Source organism: Methylobacterium sp. AMS5 (genome assembly GCF_001542815.1).
GTDB lineage: Bacteria > Pseudomonadota > Alphaproteobacteria > Rhizobiales > Beijerinckiaceae > Methylobacterium.
Genome location: NZ_CP006993.1, coordinates 1 through 17,880, shown reverse-complemented (window position 1 = coordinate 17,880; position 17,880 = coordinate 1). Strand labels below are relative to the sequence as shown.

Genomic DNA, 17,880 nt, shown 5'->3' with positions numbered 1-17,880 from the left:
ACCTGAGCGGAGCAGACATGCCGGGCAAGAGCACCTTCCTTGAAAACGCGATCCTGAACTACATCAAGGGCACGGCCTTCCCGGCCGCGCCCGCAAAGGTCTATGTGGGCCTCTTCAACGGCGACCCGACCGATTCCGGCGCCGGCGGCACCGAGGTCACGACGACCGTTCGCGCCGCTGGCCGCGTCGAGGCCGCCTTCGGCGCCGTCGCCAACCGCACGATCTCGAACACCAATATCGTCGATTTCGGCAACTCGGGCGGCACGACCAACATCACCCACTTCGCCCTGTTCTCTGCGCAGGCGGGCGGGAATCTGCTCTACACCGCTCCCCTGACGGGCGGCACGCAGACCATCAACACCACGAACCCGGTGAGCTTCCCGGTCGGTTCCGTCTCGGTGACGGAAGACTAAGCCGTCATGCTGACCCCAGGCTACAGCGCTCCGACGGGCGCGGTCCGGCGCGTGTTTCGCCAGGACCGTTTCGCCGTCGCGGGCGCGTGCCTGGGCTACGGCGAGATGAAGGGGCGCATCTCCATCGAGAAGCGCTTCGACATGCTCGAAGCCCGCGCAGGCGGTGAGACCCGCTTCAACATCCGCCTGCGCGTCGACAAGATCCTGAAGGTCGAGCCGGCAGCCGGCGTTGCCCGCGTCCAGGCCGAGATGAGCCCGCGCGTCTTCGACGGCGTGATGATCGGCAAGTCGACCGTCACCGGTGCGCTGCGGGTCGAGAAGGTTCTTCGTGCCGCGGCATCGGCCGTCGCGAGCGGCAAGGCGACCGCCCGTATCGAGAAGCAGCTCGCAGCCGCAGCCTTCGGCGCTCCCTCGTTCGAGGTCTACCTCGAAGTCCGCAAGCAGCTCGGCGCGATCGTCCGCGGCGAGGCGTCGGCTCAGTCCGCTCTGCTTGTGCGCAAGAACCTGCGCACCTGGCCGGCTGGTCAGGCCGAGGTCGCCGCGCTCCCGCTCGTCGAGAAGATCCTGGGCGCGTCGGCTTCCGGCGCCCCGAGCTTCGACATCCGGCTCCAGGTCGAGAAGATCCTCGGCGCGCAGCCCGTGATCGGCACGTCGTCCGCTTCCGCGCTGCCCCTGATCGAGAAGGTGCTCACGACTGCTGTCGAGGGTCATGCTGATGCTGCTGCGACGGCTCGCATCGAGAAGCAGCTGGGAGCGCTCTCTGACGGGTCCGCGGGTGTTGTCGCGACCCTGCTCACTCGCAAGCAGCTTTCGGGCTCTGCGACCGGCCTGAGCGCTCCCACGGGCGCGCTGACCGTCAAGAAGATCCTGGGCGCGCAGACCGCTGCGGGCACGGGCGCGATGACGGGTCGCGAGCGCATCTGGAAGCGGCTTGAGGCCTCAACCTCGGGTGCAGCCATCATGGTCGCGACCATGGAGCCGCCCGTCACCTACCGGCGCACCCAGTCCGAGGACATCCGCGAGACCCAGAGCGGTGACGTCCGGCAGACCGAACGCGACGTCAACTGAACCCCGACACGAAGGAACAAAAGCGGTGGCATATCGCAAGGCGAGTGAAGAGAACCCGGTCGTTGCGCTCGGGTCGGAGGACTTCTGGGCCGCGGTCCAGAACGGCGGCGACGTGCGCATCAGCGTCGGCGACATCCTGGTGTGGCTGCGCACGGTCCTTCAGATCGAGGACGTGAACGAGCTCCAGGCGGCGCTCGACGCCATCGGCGCGACCGCACACCAGGAGCTCCAGGATGCTCTAGGGACGCTGGGCGGCTCCGTCTCTGACAGCCTCGACGCGCTCCAGGCCGACGTGGACACTCGCGCGACCAAGCAGGAGCTGACGACGGCGCTGGGCGGCCTCGACGGTTCCGTGAAGACCAAGCTCGACACGCTGACGGCCGACGTTGCGGCCAAGGACGCCAAGGTCCGCACCGACTTCGCCGCGGCTGACGCCAAGGTGAAGGCCGATCTCCAGGCCGTCATCAACGGTCTCGGGACCGCTTCGGCGCGCAACGCCGGCAACGCCGCGGGCCAGCTCCCGGTGCTCGGCGCCGACGGCAAGCTCGATGCCTCGACGATCCCGGCTGTCGCGATCACCGACACCTTCCCGGTCGCCACGCAGGCTGCGATGCTCGCGTCCGGCGCCGAGCGCGGTGACATCGCGATCCGCACCGACCTGAATCGCTGCTACATCCTCCAGGTCGAGCCGGCGACGACGCTCGCCAACTGGAAGGAACTGCTCACGCCCACCGACGCCGTTCTCTCGGTCGCGGGCCTCACGGGCGCGATCACGGCTGCCGGCCTGAAGGCAGCGCTTGGCATCGCCATCGGCGACGTGGCCGGGCTCCAGGCGGCTCTCGACGGCCTGCGCGCGGACGTGAACGCTGCGCTCTCGACCAAGTTCGACAAGTCGGGCGGCACGGTCTCGGGTGACGTGACGGCGACGGGCATGCTGCGCTCGGACCGGCTCACCTACACCCGCGCGACGAGCCTCGCGACCGGCACCGACCTCAACACGATCAAGGTCGCTGGCTTCTACGACGGCTCGGCTCTGGTGAACGCGCCGGATGCTACGAGCTGGTGGTATGTCGAGGTCCAGCGGCACACGAGCGACAACGGCCACGTCCAGCAGCGCGCCACGCGCCTCAACGGGTCGCCCGAGGTCTACGTGCGCAACCAGTCGAGTGCCACCTGGCAGCCCTGGTATCGCGTTTGGACGAGCCTCAACTTCAACCCCGATACCAAGGCCTCGCTCAACGCCAGCGTCAGTTTCTCGGCGCTGACCGTCTCCGCGCGCCCGACCTGGGCGGGTCTGACGCCGTGGGACACGGGCAATTTTGACCCGAACACCAAGGCGACGGTCAACACGGAAGTCGCGTTCAGCACGGTGCAGGCTGGCATTTTCTACATTCCCGCCGCAGGCTTGAACGGCGGCAGGGTCGCGTTCGACACGACTGGCACGTCGCTGCGGATCTACGAGGCTGCCTCGCCCTTCCGTGGTGTGGCACTCGATTTCGCCGGTGCCGGTTCGCAGTCGAGCCTCTGGCACTCGGGCAACTTCAACCCGGCGACCAAGGCCAACGTCGCGGGCCAGGCCTTCACGGGCAGCATCACGGCGCCGGGCGTCGCGGTCCCGCGCACGGCTGCGGCCGGTGGTCTGAGCGTTGTCGCGGGCGGCGCCAGTAACACCGGCTACATCGAGTTCTGGCCGGCTGGCACGGGTGTGCGTCACGGCTACATCGGCTTCTCGAACGGCAGCACCATCAACATCGCCGCCGAGGTTGGGCGCTTCAACTTCACCGGCAACGAGCCCTTCATCGCGGGCAACCAGATCTGGCACGCGGGTTCGTTCAACCCCGACACTAAGGCGAACGTCGCGGGCCAGGCCTTCACGGGCACGATCTCGGCCCCGCAGTTCACCCTGCCGGGCACGGGCAACAACTGGTTCGCGATCGGCAACGGTGACAACGCGACTTACGCGACCACGAACACGCGCCTGCGGACCCACTGGGGCCTCGGCATGGAGTCCTACGACGGCACGGTCAACGGCTTCTACGACAGCCGCGCCGGCGTCTGGGACACCAAGGGTGTGCCGCGTGTCAACGGGCAGAACGTCTGGTATCCGGGCAACTTCAACCCGGCGACCAAGGCCAACCTCACGGGCGCGGACTTCTCGGGGAGCGTCAGCTCCACGGGTCGCCTCATCGCGGGCGTGGGGCAGACGAACTCCTACATTGAGATGCGCGACACCGACGAGGGCACGCGCTACATCCACAACAACGGTGGCAATATCGGCTTCCTTAACAGCTCGGCCGGCTGGGCGATGCGCGTCAATGACGCCGGTGCCCTTTGGACGGCGCAGCTCGGCGATCTCAGCACCCGGATCGAGGACCGGTCGGCCGCGTGGGCGCGTCAGGAGTCCGTGGCTCGCGCCAACGAGCGCGTCGCCAAGACCGGCGACACGATGACGGGCGACCTGACGGTCAGCAAGGCCTACCCGACCTATCGGTTCTTCTACAGCGGCGTGCGGGACATGGGTTGGCAGCTCCGTGAGGATGCCTGCATGTATCTGTGGGACTGGAGCGGTAACACCTGGCAGATGCGCGTCGATACGAGCGGCGCCATCATCGCGCGCGGCTCGATCTATACCGGCAACGGCTCCGCGAGCCTGGCGACCAACGGCGACATCTGGGGCTCCGCGTGGGGCAACAGGTGGCTCTCGGTGGCCATGGGCGACATCACCAACAACGCCAACGGCCGCGTTGCTCGGACCGGCGACACGATGTCGGGAGATCTGCGCCTTCAGACGGGCGACCCGCGCATCAAGATCGACCGCAGTGGTGTCGGCGGGTTCTCGTTCCTCATTCACTCGGACAACCGCCTCTATATTCAGAAGGAGGCGGGCTGGGCCTTCCAGAACAACGTCGCCAGCTTCGGCGCCGACGGCTCGATCTGGACCAACCAGTTGGGCGACCTGAACACCCGGATCGAGGATCGCGCGTATGCGTGGGCTGCGGATCGGGCGTCCTACCGCGTCGCCAAGACCGGCGACACGATGACGGGCGATCTCACCATCGCCAGGGAGTGGCCGACCCTTACGCTCCTCTGGGGCGGCGTCTACCGCTGGGCTCTGCGCACGGCGAACAGTGCCGAGTTCCAGGTCATGAACCCGGACACCGACTCGATCAAGTTCGCGGTGCGCCCGAACGGCTCGCTGTATTCGGCACAGATGGGCGACGTGGAGCAGTTCATCCGCGCCGTCGTCAACAACAAGTCGATCCGTCTGGCCTACGCGGGCGACCTCTCGAACGACTGGAACAAGGATCAGAGCTATGCCGAGCCCTATGGCGGTGGTGTGCTGACCTCGCGCTACGTGGTGTCGAACCAGTTCATCGTGGATTCGTGGAAGGGTGGCCGCTGGCGCTATCTCCAGATGAGCGACGCCTGGGGCAACTGGTATACTTGCGGCTACGTCTGAGCCGCTGCATAAGTCATCACTGACTTACGGGCGGCCCCTGCGGACCGCCCGTTTTTACGAGAGCAGAGGATCACATGAGCTACACGATCATCGACCACGGCATCTGGGAGCGCTACGTGCCGGACGAACCTCCGGCCGGCGCCCCGCCCTCGGCCATGTTCGCGCGGCGCGTCTCCGACAGCCTCGACTGGTATGTCTTCGCCCGCAATTCCAAGAGCTGGACCGAGGGCAGCCTCAAGGGCGTGCTGATGCCGACCGAAGACGGGCTGCTCGTTCAGTCCATCGTGCGCGACCCGAGCCTCCTGTTCCCGCAGGCGGGGCACACCCTGATCGAGATTCTCGGTTACGAGGGCGACGAGGACCGGCCGCACAAGCCCTTCGAGCAGAAGCTCTGCGACATCGGCACCGGCACCTTTCGCGAGCGTCCCGCGCCCAAGGTGCGGCAGGTCTCGGCCGCACAGGCGAAGACGGCTCTGTTCAACGCCGGTCTGATCGGGCACGCGTTCGCCGCGGTGAAGGGCCATCCCTACCCGCCGGTGGAGATCTACTGGGACTCGGCGACTTTCTGGGAGATCTCCAACCCCTACGTCCAGGCGATCGCCGAGGAGCTCAATCTCAACCCGACGCAGCTCCAGGCTCTCTTCGACCAGGCGTCCAAGCTGTGAGGATCGCCGACCGCTACGCCTGGGCCAATCAGGCCACCGAGGAGTGGCCGCGCTGGCTGATGGCCCGGAACTGGGCGCGCAACCCGGCGACCGGGCGGTTGGTCATCCACGGCTTCCCGGAAACCCTGGTCTTCATGTCCGGCGAGGAGATCCTGCTGCGTGCGGATCAGATCATTGTCAAGAATGGTAAGTCATGACTGACTGATCTAAGATTCCCTCTGCAAGCCCCGGATGAGCCCGACATGCCCTCAACCTCGACAGTGAACCAGGCATCTGCTCGCGGCCCATCCGGGGCTGCAACCGACATCTGACGTGTCTCTCGAAGGCCGCTCCTGCCCAGGGCGGCCTTTCGCGCATCAGAAACACACTTGCGCCCCGCAGTCAGTCAGTGCTTACTGACTTTGCACAACACGTCCCCAGAGCGAGGACCATCATGACCAGCGCCGAGAAGGCCATCGCCCGTAACGCCCGTCGCCAGCAGAAGCACGCCAAGCGCGGGAACCACGGGTCACTGCTTCGTCTCACCCAGGAGCTCGAAACGCAGCGTCCCCGTGTGCCCCAGAAGCCCCGTCAGACGCCCGTAGCGCCCCTGAACGCTGCGCAGCGGGAGTTCGACGCTCTGATGCACGAGAACACGCTCACGATCGCCCTGGGGCCCGCAGGAACGGGCAAGACCTGGTTCGCTGCCGCCCGCATGGCCGAGCGCCTGCGCGACGGTGAGATCCAGCAGGTTATCATCACCCGCCCCGCGGTCGAGGCCGGCGAATCCCTCGGCTTTCTGCCGGGCGAGCTGGACGAGAAGTTCGAGCCCTACTTCCGGCCCGTGCGCGAGGCGTTCGAGGACGTCCTGGGCAAGGGTCACGTCGAGTATCTCATCAAGAACGGCACGATCGAGGCCCGGCCGCTGGCGCTGCTGCGCGGTTCGACCTTCAAGCATGCCGACGTGCTGCTCGACGAGGCGCAGAACACCACGCCCGGCCAGATGAAGCTGTTCCTGACCCGCATCGGCCAGGACTGCCGCGTCGTCGTCAACGGCGACCTGCGGCAGAAGGACATTCCCGGCCCCTCGGGTCTCGCGGATGCCCTCGACAAGCTCTCCGGCAAGCCCGGCGTCGGCGTGATGCGGTTCAAGCGCGAGGACATCGTGCGCTCGGGCTTCGCTCAGATGGTCGTATCCGCGTATGAAACTCCCGAGGACGAAGGAATTTCTGCCGACAACGACGATCAGGCGAGCTACGATTCGGGCCTCATGAGGGTCCTGAAGGTTGACGCAGCGGCTTAGTGGCGTTTACGCCATCATTCATCTTGCATCTGGACGGCACTATATTGGCAGTGCCGTCCACATCACTCGTCGCTGGAGCGTGCATCGAGCCTATCTGGCTCGCGGCGCGCACCAGAACTCCTATCTCCAGCGAGCATGGACGAAGCACGGGCCCGAGGCCTTCGGCTTCTTCATCCTGGAGCTCGCCGATCCCGATCGCCTGATCGAGGTCGAGCAGGAGTGGATCGACCGCTACTGGCACAAGGGCCTCTACAACCGGCGCCGCGACGCTCGCTCGAATCTGGGCGTCCGGCACTCCGAGGCTTCGCGCGCCAAGATGCGGGAGATCGCGAAGGGGAGGGTGCCTTCCGAGGCCTGTCGCGACGCGCAGCGCTCCGCTGCCGTGGGCCGTGAGCAGACCGACGAGGAGAAGCAGCGGCGTCGCGAGGCTCTGGTAGGGCGTTCGCGGCCGGCAGAGGTCATCGAGCGGATCAGGAAGGGCGCGCTGGCTCGCACAGACGCTCACCAGACGGCAATCGGCGCGCGGACGGCAAAGACCTACCTCGTGACCGATCCGGACGGCCTGGAGCGCTCTGTGACGAACTTGCGGGCTTTCTGCGCCGATCATGGGCTCCAGCAGGGCCACATGGTCGCGGTCTCGAAGGGCAAGCGGTCCCATCACAAAGGTTGGACCGCTCGTCTGAACGAAACGCCGAGCGCAGAGCGCTATAACGAGAGCGTCAACGATAACGACGCCGGGGCTCGGGAGGGCGTCGAGCGCTTTCTCAAGGCTAGGTGATGAGTGCGGAACAGGTAGGTGAGGAGATCTTCGGGCTCGATACGCCGCTCGACAAGTGCCACGACATCATGCTGGCGCTGGGCACCAAGGCGATCGAGCCCGAGCGCTGGCTGATGAACTCGAAGTGGTTCGACTACCGCTTCATGAACCCCGTCCACGCCACCTACCTGTTCGCGGACCACTACCGCAATGTCTACAAGCGCGTCTTCCGCGAGACGATGGATTCGGCCCGCGGCGAATATGTGAAGGGGATCAAGGCTCAAGACCCCTTCGACATGAGCGTGAAGAACTCCGACCGCATGGGTCTGTGGAAGGCCCGGCAGTTCGCGGACGGCCTGGGCATGCCCTACGACCTGTTCATCGCCATCGCGATGCATTGGTCGCTGCGCAAGTGCAAGAAGGACTACCTGCCCCGGCCGACCCATCTCTACAACTTCGACCTTCTGACGGCCGTCTCCGAGACCTGGGGCGACCGTCAGAAGGGCATCCTCTACGTCGCCAAGGACGCGCGCTTCAAGAACGAGGCCTATGCGGGCTCGCCGATCCAGGACGCGCATCACGAGTGGATCTTCGAGCAGATCGGGCTTCGCTCGAACCCCGCCCGGCTGATCTACGCGATGATCCACGACGAGCAGCTCCTGCCCGAGGCCAAGGCCCGCGGCCGCATCGACCCAGAGGTCATGCAGCGGGTCGACGATCTCCACTGAGAAGCGCCGCGCGCGTCTCGCTATAATCACAGTCAGCAATCAGAGAGCACACCAGTGGCACCCATGAAGCAGCCCTCGCGTCCTGTCGCCTTCGAGCAGCGCAGCCCCGGCCAGCGCCCGAAGCTCACCGTGAAGCCGCCGTCCTGGAACCATCAGCACGAGCTGAAGGCGCATCGCGGCAAGGAGATCACGCTCGTCCACGTCGACGGCCTGCGCACGTCGGGCACCCTTGAGGAGGCGGATCAGTTCACGATCAAGGTGCGTTCGATTGTCGCCGGAAGTCAGTCATCAGTGACTTATTTCAAGCACGACGTCTGCGGCTACATCCTGAGCGAGGAGGCCTGATCTCGTGACCGCGCACGTCGATCCCGATGAGGCGGAAGACGGCGCGACTGCGGTCGCGTCGGGCAAGCCCACCTACGAATTCGACCTCGACTTCCAGACGAAGATCGCCGCGCTCGCCGTGCGCGACACGATGTTTGCCGGCCGCACCGATGGTCTGATCCAGCCGTCCTTCTTCACCGAGGAAGCAACGGCCCGGCTCGTCCAGCTCGCGAACGAGTATTACCGGACCTACAAGAAGGCTCCGGATCGGGTCACGCTGATCTCGCTGACCAAGAACGCCATCGCCAAGAAGCAGATCCGCAAGGATATGGTCGATGACGTCAAGGAGCGGATCAAGGAACTCCTGACGACCGACATCTCCGACCGCGACTACGTGGTCGATGAGGTCGCGACCTTCGCGCGTCACCGGGCGCTCGAAGACGCGATCCTGCAGGCCGCGCTCGACGTCCAGAACGGGGACTACGACAAGGCGGCCAAGCGCATCGAGCTGGCGAAGCTCGTCGGCGCCAACGAGGACAGCGGCGCCTACGACTACTGGGCCGAGATCGAGAACCGCACCAAGCATCGCGTCGCGGTCAAGACCGGCACGATCAAGAAGGACGGCATCACCACCGGCATCCCGGAGCTCGACAAGCTCCTCTACCACGGTGGATGGGGCCGCAAGGAACTGGCCGCGATGATGGCGCCCGCGAAGGGCGGCAAGTCGATGTCGATCGCGGAGTTCGGCAAATACGCCAGCTTCGCCGGCTTCAACGTGATCTACTTCACGCTTGAGGTCCGCGCGCAGATCATCGCGGATCGTCTCGACGCCAACATCTCCGACACCCTGATGAAGGGCCTGAACGACGACCCGTTCAAGGTCGAGGGCCTCATCAAGGCGGCGCACGCCAAGTCCGGCCACTTCAAGGTCCACGAGTATCCCTCGGGCACCCTGAAGCCGTCCCAGATCCGGCGCGTGCTGGAGCGCTACCGCGCCCAGGGCATCATCTTCGACCTGATCGTCGTGGACTATGCCGACATCATGGCTCCCGAGCACCGCTCGGACAGCCCGATCGAGAACTCCAAGAACATCTGGCTCGACCTGCGCGCCATCGCGTTCGAGGAGAACGCTGCGATGCTGACCGCGACGCAGACCAATCGCGACGGCGCGAAGTCTACGTCCGTAAAAGCAACGGACGTGGCGGAAGACTACAATAAAATTCGTATTGCCGACGTTGTTATCGCAATCTCTGCAACGACTGATGAGAAGTCAGTCAACGAGGCTCGCATCGAGTTCGTCGCTCATCGTAACGGTGAAGAAGGACTTGTTATTCGGATCAAGCAGGACCGCTCGCGGATGAAGTTCATCAAGGCGGTCGTCAAGGTGGGGTTCTGATGAAGACTGGACGCTATAGCTTCGAGAACCGTCAGGCGCGCATCGGCTGGCTGTTCCGGTCGCGGTCCGTAGTCGTGCTCATGGTCGAGCACGACGAGCCCTTGGATGCGCAGGGCTCACGCGGGCTCGTTTGGCGCGAGGCGACCGCGCGCGATCTCGCCGAATATCAGGAGCTCCAGCGCAAGCGACAGGTCGCCCTGGAGATCGCCGAGGCCAAGATCGAGCGCATGGAGAACCGCTTCGAGAGCATCGAGGCGCTCGCCGCGGGATACGCGCGATGAGCGACAATTTCGCGGAGCTCTCCGAGGAGCTCGACCTAGAGCAGTGGTTCGATTCCGAGGGCGTGTCCTACAAGATGGGACGCGGCCGATCGGGCATGCAGATCAACGCCCAGGAATGCCCGGTCTCGACCTGCGGCGATTCCCGCTACCGCGTCTACCTGAACGCGGACACGGGCGTCGGCAACTGCTTCGTGTGCAACACGAAGTTCCGCAAGCTCTCGTTCATTCACACCTACCTGCACGGCGACCCCGAGGCGTCGAAGTGGGGCGAGACCTTCCGGCATGTGAAGCAGCACCTGGCCGACCAGGGCTGGCGCCCCAAGCGCAAGACGACGGCCGCGGTCAACGTCGAGACCGTGAAGCTGCCGACGAGCTTCGCGCTGCCGACGCCCGAGGGCCAGAATCTCCGCTACCTGGAGGATCGCGGCATCACGGGCGAGCTCGCCGGCTACTTCCACCTGCGCTACTGCGACATGGGCTGGTGGAACTACACCCGCGACGACGGCAAGCAGGGCGGCCAGAAGTTCGACGAGCGGGTCATCATCCCCGTGTTCGACCTCGACGGGAACCTCGTGACGTTCCAGGGCCGCGACATCACCGGCACCAAGGACGACAAATACCTGTTCCCCAAGGGCCTGCCGGGCACCGGTCGCTTCCTCTACAACGGGCAGAACGCGATCCGGGCCAAGCGCGTCGCGATGGGCGAGGGCGCCTTCGACGTCTACGGGCTCAAGCTCGCCCTCGACGAGGACCCGGCGCTGCGCGACATCGTGCCGATCGGCTCCTTCGGCAAGCACCTGTCCACCGGCGACGCCGAGGGTAACGACCAGCTCGGCGCCTTCCTCGTGCTGAAATCGCACGGGCTGGAAGAGGTCATCATCGTCTGGGACGGAACGCCCGACGCCCTGGCAGCGGCGCTCGCCGCGGCCGAGCAGCTCCGCAAGATCGGGCTGCGGGTGAAGATCGCGCTCCTGCCGCTCGACAAGGACCCCAACGAGGTCCCCGGCGAGACCGTCCGGAAGGCCGTCTACGCCGCGACGCCCTATTCCGCGCAGCTCGCGGTCCAGTGGCGCCTGCGGAACCCCTACGCGCTCCAGCGGCGCCAGAACGCTCAGGCAGAGCGCACCCAGCTCGCTGCCTGACGACGCCAGTCAGCACTGACTGAACTGCCGATCAGTCGTCGCTATAACTGAACTCACGACACAGCACACACACGAGCGAGGAGAGCATGATCCCGGTCTATCCGATCGCGGTCCGCAAGCTGACGATGCAGCATCGGACGCATGAGAAGGACTACCACCAGGTCCTGATCTGCACGAACGAAGGTCGTTCGGTCGTCATCAACCGTTGGGGCAAGCGTGGCGCCAAGGGTCAGATGGAGATCAAGCGCTTCGGCACGATCAAGGAAGCGACGGCCGCGCTCGAATCCAAGAATCGCGACAAGCAGAAGGGCGGCTACGTCCACGATCGGTCCAAGGACAACCTCGTCCAGTGCAACGACGAGGCCGAGTTCAAGAAGGCCGTCGGCACTCTCTACTGGTTCGAGATGAAGTCCGATCTGGTCTTCCTCGTGCCCAACATCCCCACCGACGGCATGAAGGACCCCGATCTCCCGACCTGGGAGCCCGATGGGAACGGTGGGATCGTCCACAAGGGCTACCAGCCCAAGCACAAGTATGTGGAGCCCGAGCCGACGGTCGAGGAGAAGGTCGCCGAGAATGAACTCTGGGGCTCCTGGTGAGCGCCGCCCGCGCGATCATCGGCGCCTACGTCGCGATCGGCGAGGCAAATCAGGTTCTCAAGGCTGCCGGTAGAACGCCGGCCAAGGTGCCCTTCGCCGAGTTCGCCTTCGCCTCTCGTTTGGCAAAGGCCGAAGTCACCACCTGCCTGCGCGAGCCCGCGCAGCAGATCGTCACCCTCCTTCGCAACCGATCCGCCGTTCTCGCTCAAGAGGAAGCCGAACAGGCTGCTCTACAGGAGAAAATCGGCGAGAACGAAACCTGGGGAATGTTCTGATGACCCTCATCAAGTCCTACTCGCCCAAGAACGAGGCGAAGATCGTCTGCCCGATCTTCAACGCCGAGACCAAGATCGCCGACTGCTTCACGCTGGAGCAGCAGCTCGCCCGCGGCCAGGTGCAGGAGGAGCGACGCGGCTGCCAAGCCTGCATGCGGTCGTCCAAGTGCCCGGTCTACTGGATCAACCGCGAGATCCAGCGCACCGGCGAGGATCACTACCATGCCGGCGAGCCGAAGGTGCTCTCGCTCAAGCCCGGCATCCTCGACGCCATCGCGCCGATCGTCGTCCAGGAGCGCCACATCAACGAGCTCGGCGTCTCCGGCGTGGAGCTCGATGCGATCGTGGCTGCCAACGACACCACGTCGTCGGGCGCCAAGCGCGCGAAGAAGGCGCCGGCCGTGTCGCTCGGGCGCGTGAAGGCCGAGGAGCGCAGCGTCCCGCGCGCGGCGCCCGCTGCTGAGAGCGATGATGTCACCCAGGCCGCCCTGTCGGGCGACATGAGCGCGGCGATCACCAAGGCGGCCGTCGGCAAGCCCGTCATGCTCGATCTCTCCGACGTCCGCCCGTCGGGCCCGCCGATCGCGCCCGAACCCAAGCCCGAGCCGGCGAAGGTCGAGGCTCCGAAGTTCAAGTCCGCCCCGAAGCCGGCGCCCGCTCCCGCGGCCGACGCGCCCAAGGGTCTCTCCCTCCTCGAACGCGCTCGCCTGATGGCTGCGCAGAAGGCCGCGTGATGAGCCGCGCGGATCGCTCGTTCCTGGTCCTCATCTGCCTCGTCCTGGCTGCCATCGTCATGCTGACCGGTCACGACGGCTGGGGCTGGCTCCTCTTTATCGCTTTCATCCTCATCTAAGGAACCAATCGTGAACTCCCGCGACGTCCTCAAGCTGCTGATCCAGATCGGCAGCACATCTTCCCGCACCGCGAAGGAGGATCTCCTGCGCGCCCAGATCGAGGACCCGCTCGTGCAGCGGGTCGTCCGGCACGCCTACGACCCCTTCATCACATTTGGCCTGACCCCGCCCGAGCCGCCCGCGGTCGCCGGCCCGGCGTCGTTCTCGGATTCGAGCGGCCAGCCCTGGCAGATGCTGCACAATCTGGCGACGCGCCAGTTGACCGGCAACGCGGCCAAGGCTGCGGTCGAGGCGATGTTCAAGGCGCTCGACGCCGAGAGCGCGGCTCTCCTGTGGCGCATCCTCCGGAAGGACCTGCGCTGCGGCATCACCGAGAAGACCATCAACACGGTCCTGCCCGGCACCGTGCCGACCTTCGACGTGATGCTCTCCAAGCCGTTCGAGGAGAAGCGGGTCAAGGCGTGGCCGATCGCGGTCGAGCCCAAGCTCGATGGCTTGCGCGCCATGTGCATCGTCAAGGACGGGACGGCCAAGTTCTTCTCGCGCGTCGGCAACCACTTCCCCGCCCTCGATCACCTGGGCGAGCTGATGGTGCAGATCGTCACCGACGCCTGGCAGGAGGCCAAGCGCGACAAGGACGTGTCGAAGATCTCCGAGGTCTACTACCGCTTCCTGGGCGGCGATGCGGGCCCGTCCTGCGCGATCGACAGCGAGGTCACGACGGGCTCGTTCAACAAGACGAGCGGCGACGTGAAGCGCAAGAGCGAGGAGGCAACCGACGCCCTCATCAACGTCTTCGACGCGCTGCCCGTGGACAAGATGCTCGCCAGCGACACACCCGAAATCAAGATCCCGTTCAAGCTCCGGCGCGGCTTCGCCCAGTGGATCGTCAAGAAGGCGCGGGCCGGCGCCCCGATCCAGATGACGCCGATGGAGATGTGTCACAAGGTCGAGGAGATCTACGACGTCTACAACCGGCACCGCGCGGCCGGGCTCGAAGGCGCGATGGTGAAGCCGCTCGACGCCTCCTACGTCAAGAAGAAGGGCTTCCTCTGGATGAAGATGAAGGCCCAGGAGACGGCCGACCTGCGCATCGTCGGCTGGCAGACGGGCGAGCCCGGCACCCGTAACGAGGGCAAGTTCGCGACCTTCATCGTGGATTTCGAGGGCGTGCATGTGTCGGTCGGCGGCATGACGCAGGCTCTGATGGAGGAGATGGACGCCTTCGTGCGCACGCTCCCGAGCCAGGCGCCGACGCAGGTCAAGAACAAGACCCGCACCCTGTTCGTCGACCCGTGGCGCCTGATGGAAGTCGAGTATCACGAGGTCACGCCCGACGGCTCGCTGCGGCATCCCCGCTTCGTGCGGTTCCGGGATGACAAGGACGAGCAGCTGAGGATCGCCGCATGACCATCCACGAGCTCGTCGCCTGCTACGGCGCCCTCGGCGCTCACCCGTCCTACCCGGTCTCGGACTGGAAGGAAGACGTCGCAAACGACCGCACCCGCCTGGGCTACTGGTTCTGGGTGGTTCGGCAGATGGACCCGGAGGGTTGAATGGAAACGGTTTTCTACGGCGCGTTCTTCGTGTGCTGGCTTTATTGGCTCTCGGCCCGCATCGCGTCGAAGGTCGACATCGCCGGCGGGCTGATCCTGGCCTCGATCGCGACCCTGTTCGGGCTTCGGACGGTGTGGCTGTTCATCGAAGCGCTCAAGGCAATTCGGGCCGGCACCAGCTGATTTTCTCGCCCGAGAACGTCAGTCAGCGTTGACTTACTAAAGGGGCACGCCTAGATTCTCTCTCGGTGAGACAGACGCTTCGTCGTGTTACCTCTGTGTGTGCATCTGGGCGGCCCCGAATGACGTGGGCCGCCCTTTTTATGAGAGGCTTCGTCGGGTAGCTCAGGGGTAGAGCACAGTCCTGATAAGACTGGGGTCGGATGTTCAAATCATCCCCTGACGACCACTCTCACTGCGGTGTAGCTCAGTGGTAGAGCGTGGCCCTCATAAGGCCCAGGTCACAGGTTCAAATCCTGTCACCGCGACCAATTCACCCGACAGTCTGCTTTCCAGGCAGTAGAAGCCGCAAAATTTCCTCGTGGAACTTGCGATGGTTGGCCTTTTCCTCTTCGCTCGTGTTGTCATTTCGATCTGTGGTATCGCCCCACGACTGAATGCGCTCCAGAACGTAGACTTTGAATCCAGAGTCCGCGTTGTTGGTGTAGTAGGCGATCATCTGAATGGCGCGTTCTTGGGCGTCCAGGCGTTCCTTGTCCGTCACGTCATTCTCCTTCGACGCATAGTCATGAGTTCGGCGGCCACGCTGTAGCGACCCTCGGCACACAAACGCACGAGATGCCGGAAGTAGCCGCCCGGATTGCGAATCTCGGACTTGCGCCGACCCGATGCCTCGTCGTCGTGCAGCTGGGCGACCATGACCACGAGCGCCGCGGCGTGAAGCGGACCCAGGGCCTCGCAGGCCTCGGACCAGGCGCTCGGGTGAGCGCCAATCGAGCCGCGCATCGAGCGGCCGGCGTCGATCAGATCGGGCTCCGTCAGAATCTCGAACCCGAATTCGCCGGCGACAGGGCAGGCGGCAGCGACGAGACCGGGATGGAGCACGGTCCCGCCCGCATCACCCCTCGAAGAGACCTTGCTACAAGGGTCACTAGGAGGCTCGTTGTCTGTTTCTATGTGGCCGCAGGAATTGCCGGCACAGCCGGCTTGATAGAAGCGTTCCTCGGCCATCTCTCGCAGCTCACTCCACCCATCGATCACCAGGCTTGGGTCTTCCGAGGCCCGCGACCGCTTCGGGGAGGATTTTTCCAACGCCTCGCGCGCCGCGACCAGATCGGAGATGGAAATTTCGGGGTGATGCGTAGCGAGCCCGTGGAGCGCTTCGGCGACGGCGCGGCGACACACGGTCAGGAGATCGAACGAACGCCGTCTGCGCTCAACCTCGGCTGTCAAGAGACGCAGCCGCTCGGCCCATTCTCCGGCGCGCGCGACGAGCGGCGTCAGATCGAACCCGTAGGCGTCGACGACCGTGCCGTCCGGAGCCCGGATCGCATAGCGCTTACCGTTGGCCGAGTCCTTCGGCGCGATCAGCTCCAGGGCCACAAGATCGCGCAGTGCATAGCGAAGCGCCCGCTCGGACAGCCCGGTCTTCTCACAGAGCCGATCGTTCGACGGCCAGACCAGGAGACGGCTCCAGGGCTGCTCGCCCCAGACCGCGGTCAGCGCTTCGAGCACCTGGCGTAGGGCAGGGCGCAGGCGCAGTGACTTGGCAGCGTCGCGGGCATGTCCCGCAAGCTCGCGTCTGGAGATCGCGCGGCCCTCATCGAGCGCACGTCTCCGGCCGGCGAGAGCGGCGCGCGTAAGCGGCCGTCCGCCGGAATGAACCCTCTCCACTTTCACCCTCCCGAAGAAGGCAAAGCGGGACCGTTCACCCGAGATGGGTGTCATTGACGGTCGGGAGGGCGGGAGCTAGAAAGAGGTGCGAATCGCTTTCAGATCCGGGTGCCCACCCGGCGATGAAGGTCCAAGGCCTCGAAGCTCCCCAGCTTCGGGGCCTTTTGCTTTGCCGCTACGACATTGATCTCTCCTTGCCGCCGTAGAGCGTCGTCAGGGCGTGGTTGATCGCCTCGGAGCGGTTCTTGAACCGCCCCGCCTCGATCTCCTGGTCGAGCAGAGCCCGGACCTCGGGCATGAGCCAGACGCTTTGCGTCTTCATGCCTTTCTCGCGCAGCGCCTCGCGGCGACGCGCTTGCCGACGACGATCACCGGCCGTGAGCTCCTGGAGACGTTCCTCTGCCGATTTCATCCGAGAATCGCCCATCCGATTCATCCTACGTGACAGCCCATGTGGGCCGATTCGGATGAGCGGGGCAATAGGAGTTCGTTAAGGGGCGCCAGGCTACGAGTGACGCGAGAGCGGTTCCGTGTGGACAGCCCGGATTCACAGGCCTATCTGTGCTCTCGACCCTTGGAAGGCTCGCCTCGGAGACCCCGGCGCGGGCCTTTGTCATATCCGCGATCTTGTTCGCATAAGTTTGATTATGGAACCTGAGCCCGTTTCCCACTAAGTAACGGTGCCACAACGCAAAATGGGCCGCAAGCGGCCCGCATTTTGGTTCCATAATACCAGATCTCGACGCTGATAGGATCCAAATCCTGAACTAGCGTTGTCAGGTGCGCCGACCCTTGGTCGTTAGATCCCAGTTAATGAAGGCGCCCGGGCCCAACGTCTCGGGTGGGCACAAGAAGATCACACCGTTCCGCTCGAAGCAGGCGCGTAGCGTGGCGAGCGTTTCATCCGTCGCGGGTGGACGACCATCGTGAGCCTCGCATCTACGAATGGTCTTTTCAGATATGCCGGACTCAATCGCAAGTTTTGCCAAAGACCATCTCAGGGCCGCTCTCGCCATCCTAATTTGGCTCCCGGCGAGCAATACAACCTCTCCTACTGCGTCACAACGGCTCCTGCGCGGTATGCGCAAGCGTTGCAATGGGGTTCAATGCGAACACAGTCGGGTTAGCAAGTCGTTGTGTTTATGGCTCAAATCCGAATCGTGCTGTGGCGCCCACGCACTCGTTTCCGGATGAAGGGAATTTTTTTTATAACAAGTCACCATTGA

General features: G+C 64.9%; 21 protein-coding genes and 2 tRNA genes. 20 read left to right on the top strand and 3 right to left on the bottom strand.

What is annotated here, in order from left to right; genetic code table 11:
* Positions 1–17 precede the first annotated feature (17 nt).
* From Y590_RS24310 to Y590_RS24220, 20 genes are all read left to right on the top strand, one after another.
* Positions 18–413, top strand: coding sequence for a phage tail fiber protein (locus tag Y590_RS24310; RefSeq protein ID WP_060772462.1), 396 nt, complete (start codon positions 18–20; stop codon positions 411–413).
* A 6-nt stretch (positions 414–419) separates the two neighbouring features.
* Entirely contained in the window at positions 420–1,481 is a 1,062-nt protein-coding gene (locus Y590_RS24305; RefSeq protein ID WP_060772461.1) for a hypothetical protein, read from the top strand.
* Positions 1,482–1,506: 25 nt separating this feature from the next.
* The gene (locus Y590_RS24300) at positions 1,507–4,941 is read left to right on the top strand and encodes a pyocin knob domain-containing protein (protein ID WP_060772460.1); all 3,435 of its coding nucleotides are present in this window, start codon (positions 1,507–1,509) and stop codon (positions 4,939–4,941) included.
* A gap of 74 nt (positions 4,942–5,015) precedes the next feature.
* The gene (locus tag Y590_RS24295; protein ID WP_060772459.1) at positions 5,016–5,606 is read left to right on the top strand and encodes a hypothetical protein; all 591 of its coding nucleotides are present in this window, start codon (positions 5,016–5,018) and stop codon (positions 5,604–5,606) included.
* Positions 5,603–5,803, top strand: a complete 201-nt coding sequence (locus tag Y590_RS24290; RefSeq protein WP_060772458.1) for a hypothetical protein — start codon at positions 5,603–5,605, stop codon at positions 5,801–5,803. Before Y590_RS24295 ends, Y590_RS24290 begins: the two co-directional genes overlap by 4 nt.
* Before the next feature lie 236 nt (positions 5,804–6,039).
* Positions 6,040–6,888 (top strand): PhoH family protein, encoded by an 849-nt coding sequence (locus tag Y590_RS24285; RefSeq protein ID WP_083530998.1) that lies wholly within the window; start codon positions 6,040–6,042, stop codon positions 6,886–6,888.
* The gene (locus tag Y590_RS24280; RefSeq protein ID WP_083530997.1) at positions 6,872–7,666 is read left to right on the top strand and encodes a GIY-YIG nuclease family protein; all 795 of its coding nucleotides are present in this window, start codon (positions 6,872–6,874) and stop codon (positions 7,664–7,666) included. Before Y590_RS24285 ends, Y590_RS24280 begins: the two co-directional genes overlap by 17 nt.
* Complete coding sequence (locus Y590_RS24275) at positions 7,666–8,373, top strand: hypothetical protein (protein ID WP_060772456.1); 708 nt, start codon at positions 7,666–7,668, stop codon at positions 8,371–8,373. Before Y590_RS24280 ends, Y590_RS24275 begins: the two co-directional genes overlap by 1 nt.
* A gap of 63 nt (positions 8,374–8,436) precedes the next feature.
* Positions 8,437–8,718: a hypothetical protein gene (locus Y590_RS24270; RefSeq protein ID WP_060772455.1), complete on the top strand. Its 282-nt coding sequence runs from the start codon at positions 8,437–8,439 to the stop codon at positions 8,716–8,718.
* 4 nt (positions 8,719–8,722) lie between these two features.
* Complete coding sequence (locus Y590_RS24265; RefSeq protein ID WP_060772454.1) at positions 8,723–10,093, top strand: DnaB-like helicase C-terminal domain-containing protein; 1,371 nt, start codon at positions 8,723–8,725, stop codon at positions 10,091–10,093.
* Entirely contained in the window at positions 10,093–10,374 is a 282-nt protein-coding gene (locus Y590_RS24260; RefSeq protein WP_060772453.1) for a hypothetical protein, read from the top strand. The genes Y590_RS24265 and Y590_RS24260 overlap by 1 nt, the downstream gene beginning before the upstream one ends.
* The gene (locus Y590_RS24255) at positions 10,371–11,516 is read left to right on the top strand and encodes a hypothetical protein (RefSeq protein ID WP_060772452.1); all 1,146 of its coding nucleotides are present in this window, start codon (positions 10,371–10,373) and stop codon (positions 11,514–11,516) included. Before Y590_RS24260 ends, Y590_RS24255 begins: the two co-directional genes overlap by 4 nt.
* An 86-nt stretch (positions 11,517–11,602) precedes the next feature.
* Complete coding sequence (locus Y590_RS24250) at positions 11,603–12,115, top strand: WGR domain-containing protein (protein WP_060772451.1); 513 nt, start codon at positions 11,603–11,605, stop codon at positions 12,113–12,115.
* Positions 12,112–12,390, top strand: coding sequence for a hypothetical protein (locus Y590_RS24245; RefSeq protein ID WP_060772450.1), 279 nt, complete (start codon positions 12,112–12,114; stop codon positions 12,388–12,390). Before Y590_RS24250 ends, Y590_RS24245 begins: the two co-directional genes overlap by 4 nt.
* Positions 12,390–13,124 (top strand): hypothetical protein, encoded by a 735-nt coding sequence (locus tag Y590_RS24240; protein ID WP_060772449.1) that lies wholly within the window; start codon positions 12,390–12,392, stop codon positions 13,122–13,124. Before Y590_RS24245 ends, Y590_RS24240 begins: the two co-directional genes overlap by 1 nt.
* 129 nt (positions 13,125–13,253) lie before the next feature.
* Complete coding sequence (locus Y590_RS24235; RefSeq protein ID WP_060772448.1) at positions 13,254–14,654, top strand: ATP-dependent DNA ligase; 1,401 nt, start codon at positions 13,254–13,256, stop codon at positions 14,652–14,654.
* The gene (locus Y590_RS27120) at positions 14,651–14,800 is read left to right on the top strand and encodes a hypothetical protein (RefSeq protein WP_201026805.1); all 150 of its coding nucleotides are present in this window, start codon (positions 14,651–14,653) and stop codon (positions 14,798–14,800) included. The genes Y590_RS24235 and Y590_RS27120 overlap by 4 nt, the downstream gene beginning before the upstream one ends.
* Positions 14,801–14,983 (top strand): hypothetical protein, encoded by a 183-nt coding sequence (locus tag Y590_RS24230; RefSeq protein WP_060772447.1) that lies wholly within the window; start codon positions 14,801–14,803, stop codon positions 14,981–14,983. It abuts the gene before it with no gap.
* A gap of 151 nt (positions 14,984–15,134) precedes the next feature.
* A tRNA-Ile gene (locus Y590_RS24225) sits at positions 15,135–15,209 on the top strand.
* 7 nt (positions 15,210–15,216) lie between these two features.
* Positions 15,217–15,291: transfer RNA gene (locus Y590_RS24220), tRNA-Met, on the top strand.
* A 2-nt stretch (positions 15,292–15,293) separates the two neighbouring features.
* Here the strand turns inward: Y590_RS24220 and Y590_RS24215 are convergent.
* The 3 genes from Y590_RS24215 to Y590_RS27495 form a co-directional block, all read right to left on the bottom strand.
* Positions 15,294–15,524, bottom strand: coding sequence for a hypothetical protein (locus Y590_RS24215; RefSeq protein WP_060772446.1), 231 nt, complete (start codon positions 15,522–15,524; stop codon positions 15,294–15,296).
* Complete coding sequence (gene repC / locus Y590_RS24210) at positions 15,521–16,708, bottom strand: plasmid replication protein RepC (RefSeq protein WP_286161905.1); 1,188 nt, start codon at positions 16,706–16,708, stop codon at positions 15,521–15,523. The genes Y590_RS24215 and repC overlap by 4 nt, the downstream gene beginning before the upstream one ends.
* Positions 16,709–16,829: 121 nt before the next feature.
* Complete coding sequence (locus Y590_RS27495) at positions 16,830–16,976, bottom strand: ribbon-helix-helix domain-containing protein (RefSeq protein ID WP_286161904.1); 147 nt, start codon at positions 16,974–16,976, stop codon at positions 16,830–16,832.
* Positions 16,977–17,880: the final 904 nt, after the last annotated feature.

Coding starts and splice junctions, on each gene's coding strand:
- Y590_RS24250 (WP_060772451.1), top strand. CDS start 11,603: ATGATCCCGGTCTATCCGATCGCGGTCCGCAAGCTGACGATGCAGCAT.
- Y590_RS24275 (WP_060772456.1), top strand. CDS start 7,666: ATGAGTGCGGAACAGGTAGGTGAGGAGATCTTCGGGCTCGATACGCCG.
- Y590_RS24295 (WP_060772459.1), top strand. CDS start 5,016: ATGAGCTACACGATCATCGACCACGGCATCTGGGAGCGCTACGTGCCG.
- Y590_RS27495 (WP_286161904.1), bottom strand. CDS start 16,976: ATGAAGACGCAAAGCGTCTGGCTCATGCCCGAGGTCCGGGCTCTGCTC.
- Y590_RS24260 (WP_060772453.1), top strand. CDS start 10,093: ATGAAGACTGGACGCTATAGCTTCGAGAACCGTCAGGCGCGCATCGGC.
- Y590_RS24255 (WP_060772452.1), top strand. CDS start 10,371: ATGAGCGACAATTTCGCGGAGCTCTCCGAGGAGCTCGACCTAGAGCAG.
- Y590_RS24240 (WP_060772449.1), top strand. CDS start 12,390: ATGACCCTCATCAAGTCCTACTCGCCCAAGAACGAGGCGAAGATCGTC.
- Y590_RS24270 (WP_060772455.1), top strand. CDS start 8,437: ATGAAGCAGCCCTCGCGTCCTGTCGCCTTCGAGCAGCGCAGCCCCGGC.
- Y590_RS27120 (WP_201026805.1), top strand. CDS start 14,651: ATGACCATCCACGAGCTCGTCGCCTGCTACGGCGCCCTCGGCGCTCAC.
- Y590_RS24230 (WP_060772447.1), top strand. CDS start 14,801: ATGGAAACGGTTTTCTACGGCGCGTTCTTCGTGTGCTGGCTTTATTGG.
- Y590_RS24305 (WP_060772461.1), top strand. CDS start 420: ATGCTGACCCCAGGCTACAGCGCTCCGACGGGCGCGGTCCGGCGCGTG.
- Y590_RS24285 (WP_083530998.1), top strand. CDS start 6,040: ATGACCAGCGCCGAGAAGGCCATCGCCCGTAACGCCCGTCGCCAGCAG.
- Y590_RS24310 (WP_060772462.1), top strand. CDS start 18: ATGCCGGGCAAGAGCACCTTCCTTGAAAACGCGATCCTGAACTACATC.
- repC (WP_286161905.1), bottom strand. CDS start 16,708: ATGACACCCATCTCGGGTGAACGGTCCCGCTTTGCCTTCTTCGGGAGG.